The 20,011-nt window shown below is 66.4% G+C and carries 15 protein-coding genes; 7 read left to right on the top strand and 8 right to left on the bottom strand.

The window, feature by feature from the left end:
• Positions 1-89: 89 nt before the first annotated feature.
• The 4 genes from MWU77_RS03810 (at position 90) to MWU77_RS03825 (ending at position 4,064) form a co-directional block, all read left to right on the top strand.
• The gene (locus MWU77_RS03810) at positions 90-944 is read left to right on the top strand and encodes a PHP domain-containing protein (RefSeq protein WP_169687585.1); all 855 of its coding nucleotides are present in this window, start codon (positions 90-92) and stop codon (positions 942-944) included.
• Positions 941-1,369: a hypothetical protein gene (locus tag MWU77_RS03815; protein ID WP_247272964.1), complete on the top strand. Its 429-nt coding sequence runs from the start codon at positions 941-943 to the stop codon at positions 1,367-1,369. The genes MWU77_RS03810 and MWU77_RS03815 overlap by 4 nt, the downstream gene beginning before the upstream one ends.
• Before the next feature lie 474 nt (positions 1,370-1,843).
• Entirely contained in the window at positions 1,844-3,037 is a 1,194-nt protein-coding gene (locus MWU77_RS03820) for an NADP-dependent malic enzyme (RefSeq protein ID WP_169687584.1), read from the top strand.
• Between the two features lie 82 nt (positions 3,038-3,119).
• Positions 3,120-4,064 (top strand): glycine betaine ABC transporter substrate-binding protein, encoded by a 945-nt coding sequence (locus MWU77_RS03825; protein WP_247272965.1) that lies wholly within the window; start codon positions 3,120-3,122, stop codon positions 4,062-4,064.
• A 21-nt stretch (positions 4,065-4,085) separates the two neighbouring features.
• On the opposite strand, the gene MWU77_RS03830 is transcribed toward MWU77_RS03825, so the two are convergent.
• Genes MWU77_RS03830 through MWU77_RS03840 form a run of 3 tightly spaced genes read right to left on the bottom strand, consistent with a single transcriptional unit; the run spans position 4,086 to position 7,386 of the window.
• Complete coding sequence (locus tag MWU77_RS03830) at positions 4,086-4,985, bottom strand: alpha/beta hydrolase (RefSeq protein ID WP_169687583.1); 900 nt, start codon at positions 4,983-4,985, stop codon at positions 4,086-4,088.
• An 8-nt stretch (positions 4,986-4,993) separates the two neighbouring features.
• Entirely contained in the window at positions 4,994-5,821 is an 828-nt protein-coding gene (locus tag MWU77_RS03835) for an SDR family oxidoreductase (protein ID WP_169687582.1), read from the bottom strand.
• A complete protein-coding gene (locus MWU77_RS03840) occupies positions 5,818-7,386 on the bottom strand; it encodes an NAD(P)/FAD-dependent oxidoreductase (RefSeq protein ID WP_247272966.1) in 1,569 nt (522 codons plus the stop codon). The genes MWU77_RS03835 and MWU77_RS03840 overlap by 4 nt, the downstream gene beginning before the upstream one ends.
• Before the next feature lie 71 nt (positions 7,387-7,457).
• Here MWU77_RS03840 and MWU77_RS03845 point away from each other — a divergent pair, with 71 nt between their 5' ends.
• Complete coding sequence (locus MWU77_RS03845) at positions 7,458-8,123, top strand: TetR/AcrR family transcriptional regulator (RefSeq protein ID WP_169687580.1); 666 nt, start codon at positions 7,458-7,460, stop codon at positions 8,121-8,123.
• A 53-nt stretch (positions 8,124-8,176) separates the two neighbouring features.
• Here MWU77_RS03845 and MWU77_RS03850 read toward each other — a convergent pair whose 3' ends face one another.
• From MWU77_RS03850 to MWU77_RS03870, 5 genes are all read right to left on the bottom strand, one after another.
• Positions 8,177-11,902, bottom strand: a complete 3,726-nt coding sequence (locus tag MWU77_RS03850; RefSeq protein ID WP_169687579.1) for a multifunctional oxoglutarate decarboxylase/oxoglutarate dehydrogenase thiamine pyrophosphate-binding subunit/dihydrolipoyllysine-residue succinyltransferase subunit — start codon at positions 11,900-11,902, stop codon at positions 8,177-8,179.
• 204 nt (positions 11,903-12,106) lie between these two features.
• Positions 12,107-15,982 carry an ABC transporter ATP-binding protein gene (locus MWU77_RS03855; protein WP_247272968.1) on the bottom strand — a complete coding sequence of 1,292 codons (3,876 nt, stop codon included), beginning with the start codon at positions 15,980-15,982 and terminating at the stop codon, positions 12,107-12,109.
• Between the two features lie 37 nt (positions 15,983-16,019).
• The gene (locus tag MWU77_RS03860; protein WP_247272969.1) at positions 16,020-16,799 is read right to left on the bottom strand and encodes an ABC transporter permease; all 780 of its coding nucleotides are present in this window, start codon (positions 16,797-16,799) and stop codon (positions 16,020-16,022) included.
• Positions 16,796-17,791 (bottom strand): ATP-binding cassette domain-containing protein, encoded by a 996-nt coding sequence (locus MWU77_RS03865; protein WP_247273057.1) that lies wholly within the window; start codon positions 17,789-17,791, stop codon positions 16,796-16,798. Before MWU77_RS03865 ends, MWU77_RS03860 begins: the two co-directional genes overlap by 4 nt.
• Positions 17,792-17,911: 120 nt before the next feature.
• The gene (locus MWU77_RS03870; RefSeq protein WP_281499140.1) at positions 17,912-18,655 is read right to left on the bottom strand and encodes a hypothetical protein; all 744 of its coding nucleotides are present in this window, start codon (positions 18,653-18,655) and stop codon (positions 17,912-17,914) included.
• Positions 18,656-18,698: 43 nt separating this feature from the next.
• On the opposite strand from MWU77_RS03870, the gene MWU77_RS03875 reads away from it, so the two are divergent.
• Both MWU77_RS03875 and MWU77_RS03880 read left to right on the top strand, forming a co-directional pair.
• Positions 18,699-19,571 (top strand): AraC family transcriptional regulator, encoded by an 873-nt coding sequence (locus tag MWU77_RS03875; protein WP_247272970.1) that lies wholly within the window; start codon positions 18,699-18,701, stop codon positions 19,569-19,571.
• Entirely contained in the window at positions 19,568-20,011 is a 444-nt protein-coding gene (locus MWU77_RS03880; RefSeq protein WP_247272971.1) for a VOC family protein, read from the top strand. The genes MWU77_RS03875 and MWU77_RS03880 overlap by 4 nt, the downstream gene beginning before the upstream one ends.

Here is a 20,011-nt window from a genome sequence, read left to right on the forward strand (position 1 = left end):
TCCGTCCGCGGCGAGCTGCCTTCGGCACGTGTCCAGGTGCTGTCCGGTCGCTCGATGATGATAGTCGCTGCACCTGACACACTTATGTGGTGCGCATCGATCTTCACTCCCATTCGGCCGCCTCCGACGGTACGGACACTCCTACCGGTCTCGTCCGGAAAGCGGCGGCAGCGGGCCTGGACGTGGTGGCCCTGACAGACCACGACACGACAGCGGGATGGGACGAGGCCGTCGGTGCTCTGCCCTCCGGCCTGCGGTTGGTCCGCGGCATGGAGATGTCGTGCACCGGTCGCGGCGAGGACGGCTTTCCTGTCGCGGTGCACCTGTTGGCGTATCTGTTCGATCCCACTGATCGGGTGTTCGGCGACGAACTCGAACGATTGCGCGGCGAGCGCGTGTCACGGTTGCGTGTGATGGCGGAGCGCATGGTGGAAGACGGACTGCCCATCGACGCGGACCGTGTCCTGGAACAGGCCGGACCGGCGGCCGGTCGCCCGCATCTGGCGCGAGCGCTCGTCGAAGCGGGGGTCGTGCCGACGATCGGAGACGCATTCACCGAATTGCTGGCGCCGAGGGGTCGCTACTACATCGACAAGAACGACACGCCGCTGGCCGAAGCGGTGAAGATGGTGGCGGCGGCCGGTGGCGTCTCGGTTGTCGCTCATGCCCGGGCTCGATCTCGCGGACGGTTGCTCGCGCTGGACCAGATCGAGGAGCTCGCCGAGGTCGGTCTCGGTGGGGTCGAGGCCGATCATCCTGACCACAGCGACGCCGATGCTCGATTGATGAGGGGCATGGCCTCGAGTCTCGGGTTGTTCGTCACCGGTTCGTCCGACTATCACGGCGACAACAAATCGGTCGGACTCGGCCGGTTCACGACGGATGGCGACGCGTTCGAGGACATGCTCGATCGTGCGCACGGCGTCGAGGTGGTCGAGGGATGAGGTCGCGGGGGCCGCGTCGCCACGACGCAGATCAGAATGAAATCTACCGTGACGGCAACTATTACGAAGACGAGTATTACGTGGAGGAGTACTACTCCGGTGAGTACTACGACGACCGTGCCGATTGCGGAGCCGTTCCCGCGCGTGCGGGTTTCGTGGTGAGGGCGGCACGCGTCGTCTCGGGAATCGTGACGGGTGCCGTCCTGGTCCTCATGGCTGTGGTGTGCGGTGCCCATTATCTCGGAGGGGATCGCGATTTCCCCGGACCGGGGACCGAATCCGTGGTGGCGCACGTGGTGGCCGCCGTCGTCGCGGTGGTGGCGCAGGTGGTCGCGGATCGTCGGCGGGGGCCGATTTCGGTGTGTGCCGCAATTGTGGTGGTTTTCACTGCATCGATTCTGTTGGTCACCCAGTGGTGGGGTTGAACGCGGAAAAGCTGCGCGTTACTCGTCGGTAGCTCGGACGTAACCCCAGGAACCGCTGAGGAATCACTGAAAAATCGACCGCCGGGGTTGCAAACTCACAGGTAGGGCACGCAAATCGGTGAGAACCTTCGCAACCAACACCGATTTGATGTTTGGTCTGTGAAGGTGGCAAACTTCTGGGTGGTTCGAGGTGGTGCTACCGCCCCGCTTCGGGCAGAAGATGGCAGGTCCTGTTCGAGCTCGATGGAATACTCAGGGCCGCCGCCAGGGCCACCCTCCTAGGCGCCATCACGCTCCGGAAGTCGTACAGCGTTGTACAGCGGCAATCGTGATCGCGCCCGGAAGCTTCACCGAACCCGTCCTTGGCGAAGCTGCTGCAACTACACACGGTCGATGCATACCAATGATGTTCTGTTGCAGTTACTTCGCAGTAACCGGGACCCGACTGGTCTCGGAACATGCAGGAGTGTCATCGTGTCAATTGTGTCCGACGCAAAAACCCCTCAGAAGCTCGCGTTGACGGACGACGAGATCTTCGGAAGCCACGTCGACGGCAAGCTCTCTGTCGAGCTCACCTCGCCGCTGGACACCCAGCGCGACCTGTCCATTGCGTACACCCCGGGCGTTGCCCAGGTCAGCCGTGCGATTGCGGCCGACGCGACGCTGGCCGAGCGGTACACCTGGACCAACCGTCTCGTGGTTGTCGTTTCCGACGGCACCGCCGTTCTCGGACTCGGCGACATCGGCCCGCGCGCCTCCCTTCCGGTGATGGAGGGCAAGGCTGCGCTGTTCAAGAAGTTCGCCGGGCTCAATTCGATCCCGCTGGTCCTCGATACCAAGGATTCCGACGAAATCGTCGAAACCATCGTCCGGTTGCGCCCGAGCTTCGGTGCCGTCAACCTCGAGGACGTCTCGGCCCCGCGTTGCTTCGAGATCGAGAAGCGCCTGATCGAGGCACTCGACTGCCCGGTCATGCACGACGACCAGCACGGCACGGCCATCGTCCTCCTCGCCGCCCTCAAGGGCGCGGTGAAGGTGCAGGACCGCGACATCACCAAGCTCAGGGTCGTCATCTCCGGCGCCGGTGCAGCCGGTGTCGCGTGCGCCAACATCCTGCTCGCCGCAGGAATCGACGATGTCACGGTCCTCGATTCGAAGGGCATCATCTCGAGCGAGCGCACCGATCTGTCGGGTGTGAAGACAGATCTGGCCGAACGCACCAACCCGGCAGGCCGGCACGGCGGAATCGTCGAAGCACTCGACGGCGCCGATGTGTTCGTCGGCGTCTCCGCGGGCACCGTCCCGGAAGAGATCGTGGCGACCATGGCCGACGACGCGATCGTCTTCGCGCTGTCGAACCCCGACCCGGAGATCCACCCCGACGTCGCTTCCAAGCACGTGGCGATCGTCGCGACCGGGCGTAGCGACTTCCCGAACCAGATCAACAACGTGCTCGCCTTCCCCGGTGTGTTCAAGGGGGCGCTCGACGCGGGCGCCCGCCGTATCACCGAGGGCATGAAGCTCGCCGCCGCCGAGGCCATCCTCTCGGTCGTCGGTGATGAATTGGCTGTGGACAAGATCGTTCCGAGCCCGCTCGATCCGCGCGTCGCGCCCGCCGTCGCAGAGGCCGTTGCGGCCGCTGCGAGGGCAGAGGGTGTCGCCGACTGACGTGATCGCACCGTGCGCCCCGGCTCGAACCCGCACCAAGGTTCGGACCGGGGCGTTCGGCGTCTGCCGGGGATGCGCGACAATGGCCGCCGTGAAGATCAAGTGGATGCGGCACCGCTCACTGATCGCGGCTGTCGTGGCGGCGATGTCACTCTCGGCCGGGTGCGCATCGCCGGTCCTCGACTCTGCGGAGGTGTCCGGCCCGGTCGTGGTCGCGGCACGGGACGGTGCGGACGCCGTATTGCTTGCGCATCTCTACGCCGGGGTGCTGCGCACGACCGGTATCGAGGTGCAGGTCCGCGACGGTTTCGTCGACCGGAACGCAGCGCTCGCCGCACTCGACACCGATGACGCGACGGTGGTCCCCGACTACACGGGGCTGCTACTCCGGCACTACGACCCCGGTGTCGCTGCCACGGACGCGGAGGACGTGTTCGAGGCGCTGGCGCGTGCGCTCCCGGATGAGCTGACGATCGCCGACTACGCGTCGGCTCAGAACCGTGCGGTGCTTGCCGCCGGCGCAGACCTCATCGCGACACGGAACATCTCGAGGATCTCCGACCTCGCCGGTCACTGCACCGACCTCAACTTCGTTCTCACCCCGGAGTTCGAAGCCGCCGGCGGACTCGGGGCGCTCAGCGAACTCGGGTGCGAACCACGATCTGTCGAGCGAGCGTCCGCGGCTGCTGCGTTCGGCGCGACGTCGGACGTCGACACCGTCGCGGGACTGACCACCCTTGCGCCCGTGCTCGCAGAGAGCAGTGGAAGCGGTGTGGTTACGGTGCCCGACGCCCCGGACCGCGCGCCGATGGAGGAAGCGTCCTCCGACATGGAGAGTCCGGTGTTCGTCGCACAGAATGTGGTCCCCGTGTTCCGAAAGGCGGTCTTCGGCGAGCTTCAGCTCGACGCCCTCCGCGTCATCGCAGGTGAGCTCACCACCTCGGATCTGACCGACATGATCACCCGCGTCGCTACCGGCGAGGACGCGGCTGCGGTGGCCGACGACTGGCTGGCGGAGCACACCTGATCGCTGCGCCCGGTCGCAGGTTCACCCGGCCTGCTTCATGTGGGAGCGCAGGAACTTGCCGAAATCTGCCACGGCATCCGCGGCCTCCTTGACGAGCGAGGCCTGCAGTCCCGCAACGTGCCACAGTTCGGGCTGCTCGACCAGCGTCAGGTCCACGCCCGCGGAGCGCAGTCTGCCGGCGAACTCGACGATCTGCGGGTAGAGCACTTCTGTGGTGCCGACCTGGATCAGCGTCGGCGGCAGGCCCGTCGGATCCGCGTGCATCGGTGCGTAGCCCGGGTCGGTGGGGTCGCCGTCGCCGAGGTAGGCCTCCGCCGAGGAGTACGCCCATCGAGTGTTGACGACGACGTCGCGATCGAACGGTGCCGAGCGAGACCCCGGATCCACCCACGGCGAGAACAGGCCGATGGCGGCGGGGGTGACGCCGTGGTCGGTGCGGAGCCTGTTCGTGGTGGCGACGGTGAGACCGCCTCCGGCCGAATCCCCGGCAATGGACACGGTTTCCGGGGTCATCCCCGGCTCGGTGAGAAGCTGGAGGTAGGCCTGGACGGCGTCGTCCAGTGCGGCCGGGTACGGATGCTCCGGTGCGAGACGATAGTCCAGCGCATAGACCACCGCACCGCTGGCCGCTGCCAGATGTGCGACCAGGGATCGGTGTGTGGCCGGCGACGCGCAGGTGTATGCGCCGCCGTGGAGGTACAGCACCGCGGTGGATCGTTCGGTGGCGCCGACCGTGACCCGTTCGGCGGGGCGCCCCGCCAGCGTCGTCGTCCGGACCACTGTGCCCGACGGCAGTGTCTGGATCGGTGCGGCGGCCTCGAGCAGGCGTCGTTGCACGGGATAGGGGAGACGCGCGTTGAGTGTGAGCGCGTACAGGGGCCGGAGTGCGGCGCGGACGAGCGGCAGCGGCAGGTGAGGCATGGCGAACGCTAACCCTTCGGCAGAACGCGCGCTGTCACGAACGCGACGACACGCTGGTACGTCGGGCCGACGAGACGCACCCATCCGTCGAGCAGTTTCGCGTCGGCACCGATCAGGATCCGCGCCTTGTTCTTTCGGACGCCGTTGACAATGGTGGTGGCCGCATCCTCGGGGGTGGTGCGGGCAAGTTTACTGTCGAAGAACTGAGCGAAACTCACCTGATCGTCGCCGTCGGGTACGGCCGCGTTTCGCGCGATCGCCGTCTTGATTCCGCCTGGGTGCACGCACGTGACCTGGACGGGATGCTTCGCGACGAGCATCTCCTGCCGCAGCGACTCGGTGAACCCGCGCACCGCGAATTTTGCTGCGTTGTACGCGCTCTGGCCGGGAATGGACAGCAGCCCGAACAAGGACGACACATTGACCAGGTGCCCGTCGCCCGATGCGATCAGGTGCGGAAGAAATGCCTTGGTCCCGTTGACGACACCCCAGAAGTCGACGTCCACGACGCGCTCGAAGTCCTTGAACTCCGTCCGCTCGAACTCGCCATGGTATGCGACACCGGCGTTGTTGTAGACCTGATTGACGACACCGAAGCGCTCGACGACCTTGTCCGCGTAGTCCATCACCTTTTCGCGCTGCGTGACATCCAGGTGATCCGCAAGGACCTCGGCCCCGAGATCGCGTGCGCGACGCGCAGTTTCCTCGAGCCCGACGGTATCGACATCGGACACGGCCAGCCGGGCGCCCTTCGCCGCGAGATTCAGTGCGAGGGCACGTCCGATTCCGGAGCCGGCGCCGGTGATGACGACGACCCTGCCGGTGAATTCACTCATTTTGCTGCGACCTCTCGGGTGGTGTCGGCTTCTGCGGTCTGCGTGGGGGTGGGTGCCGGGAGATCGACGGCGGCGACGCTACGGTACGCCTCGAGATCGAATTTCTTCGTCATGCTGCGGAATTCGAAGGTGAATCCCGGCCATACCGTGGTGTTGTTGCCGTGCTTGTCGAGATACCAACTCGCGCAGCCGCCGGTGTTCCACACGCTCGATGCGAGAGCGTGCTGGAGGGTGCGGTTGTAATCGGCCTGCGCGTCTTCGCGCACCTCGACGGTGCCGATACGGTGCTGGTCGAGGGTGCGGATCGCGTCGACGAGGTAGTTGAGCTGCGATTCGATCATGTACACCATCGAAGTGTGACCGAGTCCGGTATTGGGGCCGACGAGGAAGAACATATTGGGGAATCCGGCGACGGCCGTGCCCTTGTATCCCTGCATGCCGCTCTCGTCGAACACCTCGGCGAGCGAGCGGCCGTCCTTGCCGTAGATACCGGCGAACGTGGGGGAATCGGTGACGTGGAAACCCGTCGCGACGACGATGGCATCCACTTTGCGGGTGGTGCCGTCGTCGGTGACGATGCCGTCTGCGGTCACCTCGCGGATTCCAGCGGTGACCAGGTCGACGTTCGGCCGGGCGAGCGCCGGGTAGTAGGCGTTGGAGATGAGCATGCGCTTGCAGCCGATCTTGAAGGTCGGGGTGACCTTGCGGCGCAGCACCGGGTCGGAGATCTGCCGACGGATCTGGGCGCGGGCCGCGACTTCGAGGGGCTTCATGAAAATCGGCGCCTTGGCGAGGCCGACGACCTGTGTCTCGCGGGTCAGGTATTGGACGGCGCGGGAGAGGCGCTGGAAGCCGGGCACGTAGCGGAACGCGAATCGCTCGGCCGTGGTGTACTCGCGATCGGCGCGGGGGAGGATCCACGGTGCGGTGCGCTGGTAGACATCGAGATGCGAGACCTTCCCGGCGATAGCGGGAACGATCTGGATGGCGGATGCTCCGGTCCCGATCACGGCCACTCGCTTGCCCGCGAGGTCGGCGTCGTGGTTCCAGCGCGCCGAGTGGAAGATCTCTCCCTCGAAGCTGTGGATGCCTTTTATGTCGGGCAGCGACGGCTCGCACAGCGCGCCGACCGCAGAAACGAGGATCTTCGCGCTGAATGCGCCCTTGGTGGTCTGGACATCCCACCGAAAGGTCGTGGTGTTCCACGTTGCGGACTGCACGTCGCACCCGAAGACCGTGCGGCGGCGTACGTCGTATTTGTCGGCGACGGAGGCGATGTATGCCTGGATCTCGGGCTGGGGGGAGAACGAGCGGGTCCAGCCGGGGTTGAGGGCGAAGGAGTACGAGTACAGGTTCGACGGCACGTCGCATGCGGCGCCGGGGTAGGTGTTGTCGCGCCAGGTGCCGCCCACCTCGTTGCCGCGTTCGAGTACGAGGAAGTCCTTACCCGCACGGGTGAGTTCGATAGCGGCGCCGAGTCCGGCGAATCCGCTGCCGATGATCAGCGTGTCGACCCGGCGGGGGCTCGTGTCGGCCGCGACATTGTCTGTAACCGTGAGACTCATGTAACTCAGCGTAGGCACTTGTTGAGCGCGGGTCAATAGTCTTGTTGACTCTAATTCAGTAAGACGGTTGCATGGAAGGCGTGAAAGGCACCGACACCAAACGAAGAAGGCTCGGACCGGCAGAACGCCGCGCCCAGTTGATCGACCTCGGAATGCGGATGCTCGCCGAACGCCCCCTGGACCAGATCTCCGTCGAAGACATCGCCGACGAAGCGGGAGTGTCGCGCGGACTCCTCTTCCACTACTTCTCGTCCAAGCACGAGTTCCACGTCGAACTCGTCCGTCACATCAGTCGCGACATGCTCGAATGCACCGCGCCCGACGACACCCTCGAACCCTTCGACATGCTGCGCGGCACCATCGTTTCCTATGCCGACTACGTGACCGAGCGCCGCGACACCTACGTGTCGATGCTGCGCGGAACCGCGAGCGGCGACCCGGACATGCGCGAGGTCTTCGAGCAGACCCGCACCGCCATGGTCGAGCGAACCCTTCGATACCTACCGGACATCGGGATCGAGGCCGGCCCCGCGGTCCGCCTCGCCGTACGCGGCTGGGTGGCCTTCGTCGAAGACATCACCATCGCGTGGCTCCGCGAGCCGACCATCGACCGCGACCAGTTCATCGAACTGGCGGTCGGCGCACTTCCCGCCGTCACCTACGCGGCGGTCTCGCTCGGTGAAACGGCGCGAGCCGGGTCGCTCGTCCCGAAGGACGAACCGACCCGGCTCGCATGAGAACCGTCATGCCCTGATCGAGCACGAACGGGGCTTGCTTGCCGTCCGAGTGATCAGCGCTCGAACGCCTTGTCGAGGATCTCCTGCTGTTCGACCGCGTGCACCTTGCTCGAACCCGACGACGGAGCCGACATCGCGCGACGCGACACCCGCTTCACGCCGGAGAGGTGATCGGGAAGGAGCTCGGGGAGAGCCAGGCCCAGGAACGGCCATGCACCCTGGTTGGCCGGCTCCTCCTGCACCCAGAAGAACTCGGCGGCGTTCGGGTACTTGTCGAGCGTCTCCGCGAGCCGGCGACGCGGCACCGGGTAGAGCTGCTCGACTCGGACGATCGCGATGTCGTCGCGGCCTTCCTTCTGCTTCTTCGCGAGCAGCTCCCAGTAGATCTTGCCCGAGGTCAGCAGCACGCGCGTGACCTTGGACCGATCCGCCGACTCGTTCTCGAACGGAACTTCTTCGAGGATCGAGCGGAACTTGCCCTGCGTGAAGTCCTCGACATTGCTGACCGCAGCCTTGTTACGCAGCATCGACTTCGGTGTGAAGACCACCAGCGGACGGCGGATGCCGTCGAGATGATGGCGACGCAGTAAATGGAAGTAGCTCGCCGGGGTGGACGGCACTGCCACCGTCATCGAGCCCTCGGCACACAGCTGCAGCCAACGCTCGATGCGGCCGGAGGTGTGGTCGGGACCCTGACCCTCGTGGCCGTGCGGCAGGAGCATGACGACGTCGGAGAGCTGCCCCCACTTGGCTTCACCCGACGAGATGAACTCGTCGATGATCGACTGTGCGCCGTTGACGAAGTCGCCGAACTGCGCCTCCCACAGCACCAGCGCCTCGGGGTTGCCCACCGAGTAGCCGTACTCGAAGCCCAGGCCTGCGAACTCGGTCAGCGCCGAGTCGTACACCATGAAGCGGCCACCGTTACCGGAATTCGCGGCGACCTCGGCGAGCGGGTTGTACTCGCCGCCGGTCTTGCGGTCGATGAGAACCGAATGGCGCTGCGTGAAGGTACCGCGACGCGAGTCCTGACCGGCAAGACGCACGAGCGCACCCTGCTCGGCAAGCGACCCGAAAGCGAGGAGCTCGGCGTATGCCCAGTCGATGTGACCCTCGCGGGACATCTCGCGGCGCTTCTCGATGACCGGCTTGACACGCGGGTGCACGTTGAAGCCCTCGGGCACATTTGCGAACGCGTCGCCGATCAGGTCGAGCATGCTCTGATCGACCGCCGTCTTCAGGCGAGGCGCAGGGGTCTGATCGAGTTCGACGGACTCGGACGGTTCCGGCTGGAACTTCTCGAGTTCGCGGACTTCGTTGAACACCCGCTCCAACTGGCCCTGGTAGTCGCGCAGGGCATCTTCGGCTTCCTTGAGCGAGATGTCGCCGCGGCCGATCAGGGCCTCGGTGTAGCTCTTACGGACACTGCGCTTGGTATCGATCACGTCGTACATCGCCGGCTGCGTCATCGACGGGTCGTCGCCCTCGTTGTGGCCGCGACGGCGGTAGCAGATCATGTCGATCACGACGTCCTTGTGGAACTTCTGACGGAAGTCCACGGCGAGCTGCGCAACCCACACACAGGCCTCGGGATCGTCGCCGTTCACGTGGAAGATCGGTGCGCCGATCATCTTGGCGACGTCGGTGCAGTACTCGGACGAGCGCGAGTGCTCCGGCGCGGTGGTGAAACCGACCTGGTTGTTGACGACGATGTGCACGGTGCCGCCGGTGCGGTACCCACGCAGCAGCGCGAGGTTCAGCGTTTCGGCGACCACGCCCTGGCCCGCGAACGCGGCATCACCGTGAAGAAGCAGCGGAAGCACGGTGAAGCCGGCTTCGCCCTTGTCGAGGATGTCCTGCTTCGCGCGGACGAGCCCCTCGAGGACCGGGTTGACCGCCTCGAGGTGCGACGGGTTCGCCGTGAGCGAGACCTTGATGTCGTTCTCGCCGAACATCTGGATGTAGGTGCCTTCGGCGCCCAGGTGGTACTTCACGTCGCCGGAGCCGTGGGCGGCCGACGGGTTCAGGTTGCCCTCGAACTCCGTGAAGATCTTCGAGTAGGGCTTACCGACGATGTTGGCGAGCACGTTCAGGCGACCACGGTGCGGCATGGCGATCGCGACCTCGTCGAGCTGATGCTCCGCGGCCTGATCGATGATGCTGTCCATCATCGGAATGACGGACTCGGCGCCTTCGAGCGAGAACCGCTTCTGCCCGACGTACTTGGTCTGAAGGAACGTCTCGAATGCCTCGGCGGCGTTGAGGCGGCTCAGAATGTACTTCTGCTGCGCGACCGTCGGCTTGACGTGGTGCGCCTCGACCCGCTCCTGCAGCCACTGCTGCTGCTCGGGCTCGAGGATGTGCGTGTACTCGATGCCGATGTGGCGGCAGTATGCGTCGCGCAGCACCGACAGCACATCGCGCAGCTTCATACGCTGCTGGCCGTGGAAACCGCCGACGTTGAACTCACGGTCGAGATCCCACAGGGTCAGGTCGTGAGTCGTGACGTCGAGGTCGGGATGCGAACGGAACTTGTCGCGGACGAACTGCAGCGGATCGGTGTCGGCCATCAGGTGACCGCGGTTGCGGTACGCCGCGATCAGCTCGAGCACACGGGTGTGCTTGTCGACGAGACCTTCCGGCACGTCCTTGCGCCAGCGAACCGGCTCGTAAGGAATGTGCAGCGTATGGAAGATCTCGTCGTAGAACTCGTCGGAGATCAGCAGCTGATGGATCTGGCGGAGGAATTCGCCCGACTCGGCGCCCTGGATGACGCGGTGGTCGTACGTCGAGGTCAGGGTCAGCAGCTTGCCGATGCCCATTTCTGCGATGCGCTCATCGGACGCGCCCTGGAACTCGGCGGGGTACTCCATCGCACCGGCACCGATGATCGCGCCCTGGCCGTTCATCAGGCGCGGAACCGAGTGCACGGTACCGATGCCGCCCGGGTTGGTCAGCGAGATCGTGACACCGGAGAAGTCCTCACCGGTGAGCTTGCCGTCGCGGGCGCGCCGGACGATGTCCTCGTATGCCGAGTAGAACTGCGCGAAGTTCATCGTCTCGCAGTTGCGGATAGCAGCGACGACGAGCGAACGCTGCCCGTTCTTGCCGGGCAGATCGATGGCGAGGCCGAGATTGGTGTGCGCAGGCGTGACGAGGTTCGGTTTGCCGTCGATCTCGGCGTAGTGGTTGTTCATGTTCGGGTACGCCTGGATCGCCTGGACGATCGCGTAGCCGAGCAAGTGGGTGAACGACACCTTGCCGCCGCGCGTACGCGCGAGGTGGTTGTTGATGACGATCCGGTTGTCGAACATCAGCTTCGCCGGGACGGCGCGAACGCTGGTGGCCGTGGGGATCGACAGCGAGGCGTTCATGTTTTTCGCGACCGCACCGGCAGCACCGCGGAGGACCTTCTTCTCCTCGGTCGCGGGAGCAGCGGAAGGTGCGGCAGCAGCCTTGGGTGCGGGCTTTGCTGCGGCAGGCTTGGCAGCCGGGGCTGCAGGCGCGGCCTTGGGCGCTGCGGCCTTGGGTGCTGCGGTCTTGGGAGCGGAGCCGGCCGAAGCAGTCGTGGCGGGTGCGGACTTCACCGAAGCGGGCTTCTCGGGTGCCGTGACGTCGGAGCCGTTAACACCTCCTGCAACCGCTGCCTCCGGCGAGTAATCGGTCAGGAACTCGTGCCAGCTCGCATCCACGGACGACGGATCGTCCTGAAAACGCTGGTACATCTCGTCAACCAACCACTGGTTCTGTCCGAACTGTGATGTAGAGCTGCTGCTCACGGCAGTTGTTCGCCTCGTTTCTTTCTTCGGTACCCGATCGGAGCGCCTGTGGTTATGAGGCTAGCGCTTGGCATGTGACGATTCGAACCGATCGTTCATGCGCGGGAGCCACCTCACAATCTCGAGTCGACGGGGTCTCCATCGATGACGGTTCTCGCCCGCCGATTATTCCCTGTTACGTGCATCGCCGCAGCACTGGCCCCGTTACAAATGCGAGCTGTGAGGGCTCGCAACCGGTTCGACCTTCTGCCCGGGCGTGTCGGTTGTTGCGTCAGGGACATCGGGGACGAGCGCTCCTGTCGCGAGCCGCCACAATGTGGTGTACAGACCACCCGCCCGATGCAGCGTCTCGTGCGGGCCGCTCTCGACCACTGCGCCACCGTCGACCACCACCACCAGATCGGCGTGAGCCGCGGTCGCCAGTCGGTGCGCGACGATCACCGCCGTCCGTGACCGGGCAAGCGAAGCACCGGCGTCGAGCACGGCCTGCTCGGTAGCCGGATCCAAAGTGGCGGTCGCTTCGTCGAGCAACAGCAGATCGGGGTCGACGAGTTCGGCCCGGGCCAACGCGATCAATTGACGCTGACCGGCCGACAGACCCTGTCCACGCTCACCGACCGGATGCAGCATCCCTCGGTCGAGTCCGGCGATCATGTCGAGGGCGCCTACCGCGCGTGCTGCGGATTCGATGGCGGAGCGGTCGGCGTCGGGTCGGCCGTACGCGATGTTGCTCGCCACCGTCCCGGTGAACAGATGTGCCTCCTGCGGCACGACGCCGAGCCGGCCCCGATACTCGGGTAGCCGGTAGTCGCGCAGATCCGTCCCGTCGACCCGCACCGAGCCGGACGTGGGGTCGTAGAAGCGGGCGAGCAGTTTGACGATCGTCGACTTCCCGGCGCCGGTGCGTCCGACCAAGGCGACAGTCGATCCCGGAGGGAATCTCAGGTCGACGTCGGCAAGCGCGTCGGTGTCGGCACCGCTGTACCGGAACCCCACGCTGTCGAGATGAACGTCGCCGCGCAGATGCCCGGATACCTCGACGGTGCCCGCCGGGCCGGACTCGAGGGAACTCTCGGTGGCCAGCAGATCGCCGATCCGTCGCAACCCGACGCGTGCCTGCTGGTAGCCGTCGAAAACCTGCGACAACTGCTGGATGGGCCCGAACAGCAGGTTGAGGTACAGGACGAACGCGATCAGGACCCCCGCGGTCGTGGCACCGGACGAGACCTCGCGGGCACCCACGAACACGACGGCCGCCAACGCCAGATCCGACAGAAACGTGATGAACGGGAAGAACAGGGAGATCGCCCGCTGCGAACGCATACGGCTGCGGCGGTACGCGTCGGCGCGCTGCGCGAACCGGCGTGCCGAGGTCTCCTCGCGACGGTACGCCTGCGCTGCACGCAGACCCGTGATGTTCTCCTGGAAATCCGCGTTGACCAGGGATATTCGTTCCCGCGATATCGCGTAGGCCGCACCCGAGATCTTCCGGAACCAGAGCGTGGCCGCCACCAGCACCGGGATGACGCCGAGCACCACCAGCGCGAGCGTGACGTCCGTGACCAGCAAGGCCACCGAGATGCCCAGGAGTGTCAGCACGCTCACCACCGCGGTCGACAGTCCCGTCTGGATGAACTGCGACAGCGCGTCGACGTCGGTCGTCATCCGGGTCATGATCCGGCCCGACAGTTCGCGCTCGTAGTAGTCGAGGCCCAGTCGCTGCAGGTGGGCGTAGCTGCGTACCCGCAACCCGAACAGCACTCGTTCCCCGGCGCGGGCGGTGAGCACTGTCAGGACGGCAACCGTGGCCCACCCGAGCAGTGCGAGTGCCACTCCCACCGCGGCCGCGAACCACAGCATGCCGGGATCGCCCGGCGTGACGCCGCGGTCGACGGCGAACCGCACGATCGACGGAACCGCGATGTTGATCGCGGACTCCACGGCAAGGCACACGATCACCGCAGCGAGCAGCCAGCGTACGGGGCGCAGCGTACGTAGCAGCCGGAACTGCGGGTCGGGTCTGCGTAGCGCACGTGACTGCAGGTCGGGATCTGCGCCGGGTTGCTCCGTGGCCGGTGGCAATGCGGCCACGGCTGCGCGGAGTTCGGGGGTGGGCGCGACCGCGCCGAGCGCGCCGCTCATGGGGCCGCCCCCGCCGCGGCCACCACCGGGTCCACCACCGGGGCCGCGGCTCGCGGGGGTGGCCGCAGCCTGCCTGCTCGGCGACTCGTCGTCGGACGAGGTCTCCGTCTCGGGCCACAGTGCGTGCACGCCTGGGGACACCGCCCGCTCGGGTGACGTCGCTCGCTCGGGGTCGACATCCGGTGCCACACCCGACAGCAAGCGGCGGAACACCGGACTGCGCCGATCGAGTTCGTCGACGGTCCCGATATCGACGATCCTGCCGCCGTCGAGCACCGCGACACGATCGGCGAGCGTCAGCGTCGAGCGGCGGTGCGCGAGCACCAGGGTCGTGCGGTCGGGTTGCTCGCGGAGCGCCGCGTAGATCGCGGCCTCGGTCTCGGCATCCACCGCGGATGTCGCATCGTCGAGGATCAGCACCCGGGGAGCCAGCAGCAGCGCCCTGGCCAGCGCGACACGCTGCCGTTGCCCACCCGAGAGTGTGAGACCGCGTTCGCCGACGACGGTGTCGTACCCGTCCGGCAGGGAGTCGATGAACTCGTCGGCGCGTGCCGCGACCGCCGCAGCGCGGATCTCCGCGTCGGTGGCATCGGGCCTGCCCAGCGCAATATTCGTCGCGATGGAGTCCGAGAACAGGAACGGCTCGTCGAACACGAGGCTCACCGCTTCACGTAGCCGGTCGGCGCGTAGGGCGGCCACATCGATGTCGCTACCGTCGGACGTCAGGCATACCGTGCCCGCCGACGGCGCGTAGAAGCGCGGTGCGAGCAGCGACAGGGCGGTCTTGCCGGACCCGGCGGGCCCCACGATCGCGATGGTCTCGCCGGGCAGCACCTCGAGGTCCATCCCATCCAGCACATCTCGACCCTCGCCGAAACCGAAGGTCACGTTGCGGAACGCGAGCCCGAGTGGTCCGTCGGGCAGTGACACGGGACGCGCAGGATCGGCGACGTCGGGTTCGGTGTCGATCACCTCGTACACCCGCTCGACCGCGGCGCGTGACAGCTGCGCCATGATCACGACCTGAGCCAGCGTGCGGGTCGTCGCGCTCATCGTCGCGACGTACGCGGTGAACGCGACGAAGGTGCCGACCGTGATCGTGCCGTTCAAGGTGAGCCAGCCGCCGAGCGCGATCGTCGCGACCAGACCGAGTTGCGGGATCGCACCCATCGGCGCGGCGAACCGCGCGTTGATCCGGGCTGCCCGCATGCGCTCGGAGTACAGGATCCGGCCGTGTTCTTCGAGCTGGTCGACGGCGCGGTCCTCCTGACCGAAGCCCTTGACCACCCGGACGCCGGTGACGGTTTCCTCGACGTGCTGCGCGAGGTCGGCGGCACGCTGCTGCGCCGACCACGTCGCGGCGAACACCTTCGGGCGGACCACGCGCACGATGGTCACGATGACGGGCACGGTGGCGACGGCGATCAGCGTGAGCAGCGGCGAGAGCGACGTCATGATCACCAGGGCCAGCGCGAGCTGCAGCAAGGCACCCGCCGACATCGGGGCCATGGCGAGCAGACCCTGGATGAGCTGAAGGTCGGTGATCGAACGCGAGACCACCTGCCCGGTGCGGATTCGGTCCTGGCCGTGGCCGTCGAGGCGTTGCAGCGATCCGAGCAGGCGTAGCCGCAGGTCGTGTTGGACGTCCAGGGAGAGCCTGCCCGCCAGCATCCGCCGTCCGTACTGGCATCCGAATCGGACTGCTGCACCCAGCGCGATTGCGGCGGCCGCGAGCCCGATCAGGTTCGGGACCGACGGGAATTCGGTGGCCTCACCGGTGGCACTGTCGAGTGCGAGCTTGGTGAGCAATGGAAACGCGATATCGATCAGGGCGGCGATCGCCGTGAGCGCGAGTGCTCCGACCGCTGTTCGGCGGTGACGCGTGCACTCCGCGCCCAGGCGACGGACCCAACCCTGATCGTGTGTGTCGTGTGGCATTTCTCCCGACACTAGCGCCGGCGTACGACAGCGCCGCTCAGGTGAGATCGCGACTACGAGTGCGCCACCAGCCGAGCCCGCAGATCAACGCGGTCCAGAAGATCAGGACGAGCGGAGCCAGCGGCCAGGCCACCGGCATCTCGGCTTCGCCGGACAGGTCCACGGCACCGAAGAGGGTGTACCAGGTGATCTGACCCGGAAGGAACTGCGCGACGCCGCCCAGACCCATGCCGTGGAGCACGAGGGAGACGGTCAGCTCACCGAACGGGACCCACGCACAGACCGCGAGGACACTGCCCACCATCGAGCCGGTGAGCATTCCCAGACCTGAACCGATGAGCGCCCACAACACCGCGCAGAGCAACCCGGAGCCGAGGACACTCGCGATGCTGCCCAGGTCGGAGTCCGAGAAGCCGCCGCCGAACATGAGGATTGTCAGTGCCGACACGACCTCGGCGATCACGCAGTACAGGAGCCCGAACAATGCTGCGGTCGTGTACTTCGAGGCGATCACCAGGTCGCGCCCGCGGGTGGTGAGGAAGGTGGTGATCACGGTGCGGTGCTGAAATTCACCACCGGAGTTGACGACCCCGAACAGCGCGGCGAACAGGAATACCAGGGCGAGGGCGAACGAGATCCCCACCGCCGCTGCGGCGGCCTCGGCGAACCCGGGTCCGAGGATGTCCTCGACCTGACGCATCACCGGGAGCGTGAGTGCACCGCAGAACACTCCCACCACCAGCGGTGCGATACCCAGAATCCACCAATACCGCAGGCCGAGCACCTTGCGGAACTCGGCTGTCAACAATGCGGTCACGAGTGTCCTCCCGGTCCGGTCGGTGGATGCTGTATCGGCGGTCCGCCTTGGAAGTTCTGGCCGCTGGGAGGCGCGGCCATGTACTGACCGGACGTCATGGCGAGGAAGACCTGCTCGAGGTCGACATGCTCGACGCTCGTGCCGAACAGCGTGACGCCGTGCCCACTCGCCAGAGCGGCGATGCGTTCGGGTTCGACCCCCACGACGGCCAGCCGGCCGTCGGGCTGGATCTGCGCATCGGTGAAACCGGCCGCCGCGAGTGCCGTCGCCAGCTTCACGGGATCGGAGACCGCGACGAGCACGCGCGACCGGTAGGCGTTGCGAAGATCCGCCATGCTGCTCTGCATCACGAGCGACCCGCGGCTGATGATCACGAGGTGGTCGGCCATCTGCTCGACCTCCCGCAGAATGTGGCTCGAGATCAGGACGGTGCCGCCCTTCCTCGCGAACGTCACGAGAAAATCGCGAAGCCACGCCATTCCTTCGGGGTCGAGACCGTTGGCAGGTTCGTCGAGAACCAGGTAGCGCGGCTGGCCGAGCAGTGCGGTCGCCAATGCGAGCCTCTGGCGCATCCCGAGCGAGAACTCACCGACCCGCTGCCGTGCCACGGAGGTCAACCCGACGAGGTCGAGCATCCGGGCTGCCCGTTCGTCGGGGACACCCATCGCCGCGCAGTACGCCTTCAGATGTGTCATTGCGGTGTGCTTCGGATGCGCACTGCGCGCATCGAGCACCGCGCCCACGATCTGAGCGGGCTGTTCGAGCCGGTCGAACGGCACACCGTCGATGTACGCTCCGCCGGCGGTGGGCCTCACCAGCCCCGTCAGCATGCTCAGGGTCGTCGTCTTGCCCGAGCCGTTCGGGCCGAGAAATCCGGTGATGGACCCCCGGGGAACGGTGAAACTCAGGTTCGACACGGCGGTGACATTGCGGAAGGTCTTGGTCAGGCCGTCCACCACGATCCCGGGAGGGGGCCCGCTCGCCTGGGCGATGAAGTGAGGTTGCCGGTGCGGCGTGTTCGCCGACGATGCTGTCACAGAAATGTTCCCCCGGTTACCGCTCGCGATTGTGTCGTCGCGAGCATACGTGCAGGGAGTGTGGTCGCGAGTACCTCAGGTTTCCGACTGCGGTGCCGGGGACGGCAGCGCGCTCTGCTCGGCAGGCCACGCCGCGGGAGGTGCTCCGAAGGCCTCACGGGCGTTGATGATCGTGCGCTTGCCGATCGTCCGGTTGCCTGCACCACCGATCGCAGCCCCGATACCGGCGGGCACGAGTTTGCCGAGGAGAAGCGCTCCCCGCTTGGCCGCGTACTTGCGGACGAATTTCTTCACGAGAGTGTTGTTCATCAACTTGAGTTGTTTGCCGCCGACCTGGCTCGTCAGTGCCTTCGGCCAGTTCTTCAGCGACGTTCCGGTGGCCGCCGCGACGATCTCCTTGCCGGAATCACCGAGGGCGACCGCGAGCACCAGCGCGCGGCGCTGGTTGTGGTCGTGGGGTTCGATTCCGTGCACCGCCGCGACTGCGAGGGTGAGCAGCGCTGAGGCTTCGAGGAAGAACACCGACTCTGCGCCGATCGCGCCGATGGCGGCGATCGTGCCGATACCGGGGAAGGCGGCGGTCGCGCCCGCTGCGGCACCACTTCCCGTGATGGTGTTGAGGAACTGCTTCTCGAGCCGCGCAATGATCTGCGCGGGCGACTCGTCGGGATGCGCGCGACGCAGCAAATCGACGTACTTCGCCACTGCGGGGCCTTGCAACCGGCTGCCGTTGTCGAGCAGCGTGATGAGCGCACGTTCGATCGTGCCGCCCGCCGGGGACTCGCCGTTCTTGTCGACGGCGCCGCGCTTTCCAATCATCTTGATCCTTGTCGTGTGTCCGTCGGTGGCTACCCTGGAGTTCGTGGCCCGGTCGTCAACTGTTGTCGGCATTTCCGAGGGCGCCCGGCGGCGGCCTGCTCCGTTGCTGCAACCCTACGTGCGTTGGTACGAAGGATATCGGCTGGCGGGATTTCCACCTGCGCATCATCTGGGCTTGTCGTCGCTGGATCTCACCGTCGTCCTCAGCCTCGACCGTCCCGTCGACATCACCAGGGCAGCCGCGCCCGGCCAGTCACCGGGCCGGTTCACCGCATTGGCGAGCGGTCTGGCCACGTCGGCGGTGACGATCGCGCATGACGGCAACCAGCACGGGATCCAGCTCGCGCTGACGCCCGCAGGAGCCCGCGCCCTGCTCGGGGTTCCGACATCGGCACTCGGTGCGTGGGTGGTCGACCTCGAGGATCTGCTGGGTCCCGACGCGCGGGAACTGCACGAGCGGATCGCCGCGACACCCCGGTGGCCGGAACGCTTCGCGATCCTCGACCGCATCCTCACCCGACGACTGGCCGGTGCCGACGGTGCCGCGGAGATGGATGCGCGTGTGGCGCACGCCTGGCACCAGCTCGTCACCCACCCCGGCGCCGCGGTACGAGAGGTGGCCGACGAAGTCGGATGGAGCCGCCGCTATCTCACTGCGCGCTTCACAGCGGAACTGGGTGTCACGCCGAAAGAATCCGCGCGTATCGCCAGATTCGACCGATCGAAGGCGATGTTGCGCAGGCCCGAAGTGCGTCTGCCGGATGTGGCAGTTCGCTGCGGGTTCTACGACCAGGCCCACCTCGCCCGCGAATGGCGTGAGTTCGCGGGTGTCCCGCCGTCGCGCTGGAGGCAGGACGAGGTGTTCCCATTCGTCCAAGACTCCGACGTCCCTCCCGGAGAAGACTCTGTCCCATGACCAATACAGCAGCAGACCCATATCGCACCGATACCGGAACCCACGCCCCGAACGTATGGCCGTGTCTGGCGTACACCGACGCGAGAGCCGCGATCGGCTTCCTCGTCGACATCCTCGGTTTCACCGAATCCGCCTGCTACGGGGAAGGCAGCACCGTGGACCACGCAGAGTTGACGTGGCCGTACGGCGGCGGAGTCATGCTCGGCTCCGCCGGCCGCGACACCCCCCTCGACCAACACGCCGACGCGGGATCGGTGTATCTCGTCGTGCCCGACCACGCCGTCGCCGACGCTCTCTACGACAAGGTCCGCGCCTCCGCCGCGACCATCACCGTGGAATTGCGCGACGAGGACTACGGTTCACACGGTTTCTCGTGCCGCGACCCGCAGGGTGTGAACTGGAGCATCGGTACCTACGCAGGGCACGGATTCGGCGACTGA

It is taken from the genome of Rhodococcus sp. F64268, assembly GCF_023015605.1.
Lineage (GTDB): Bacteria > Actinomycetota > Actinomycetes > Mycobacteriales > Mycobacteriaceae > Rhodococcus.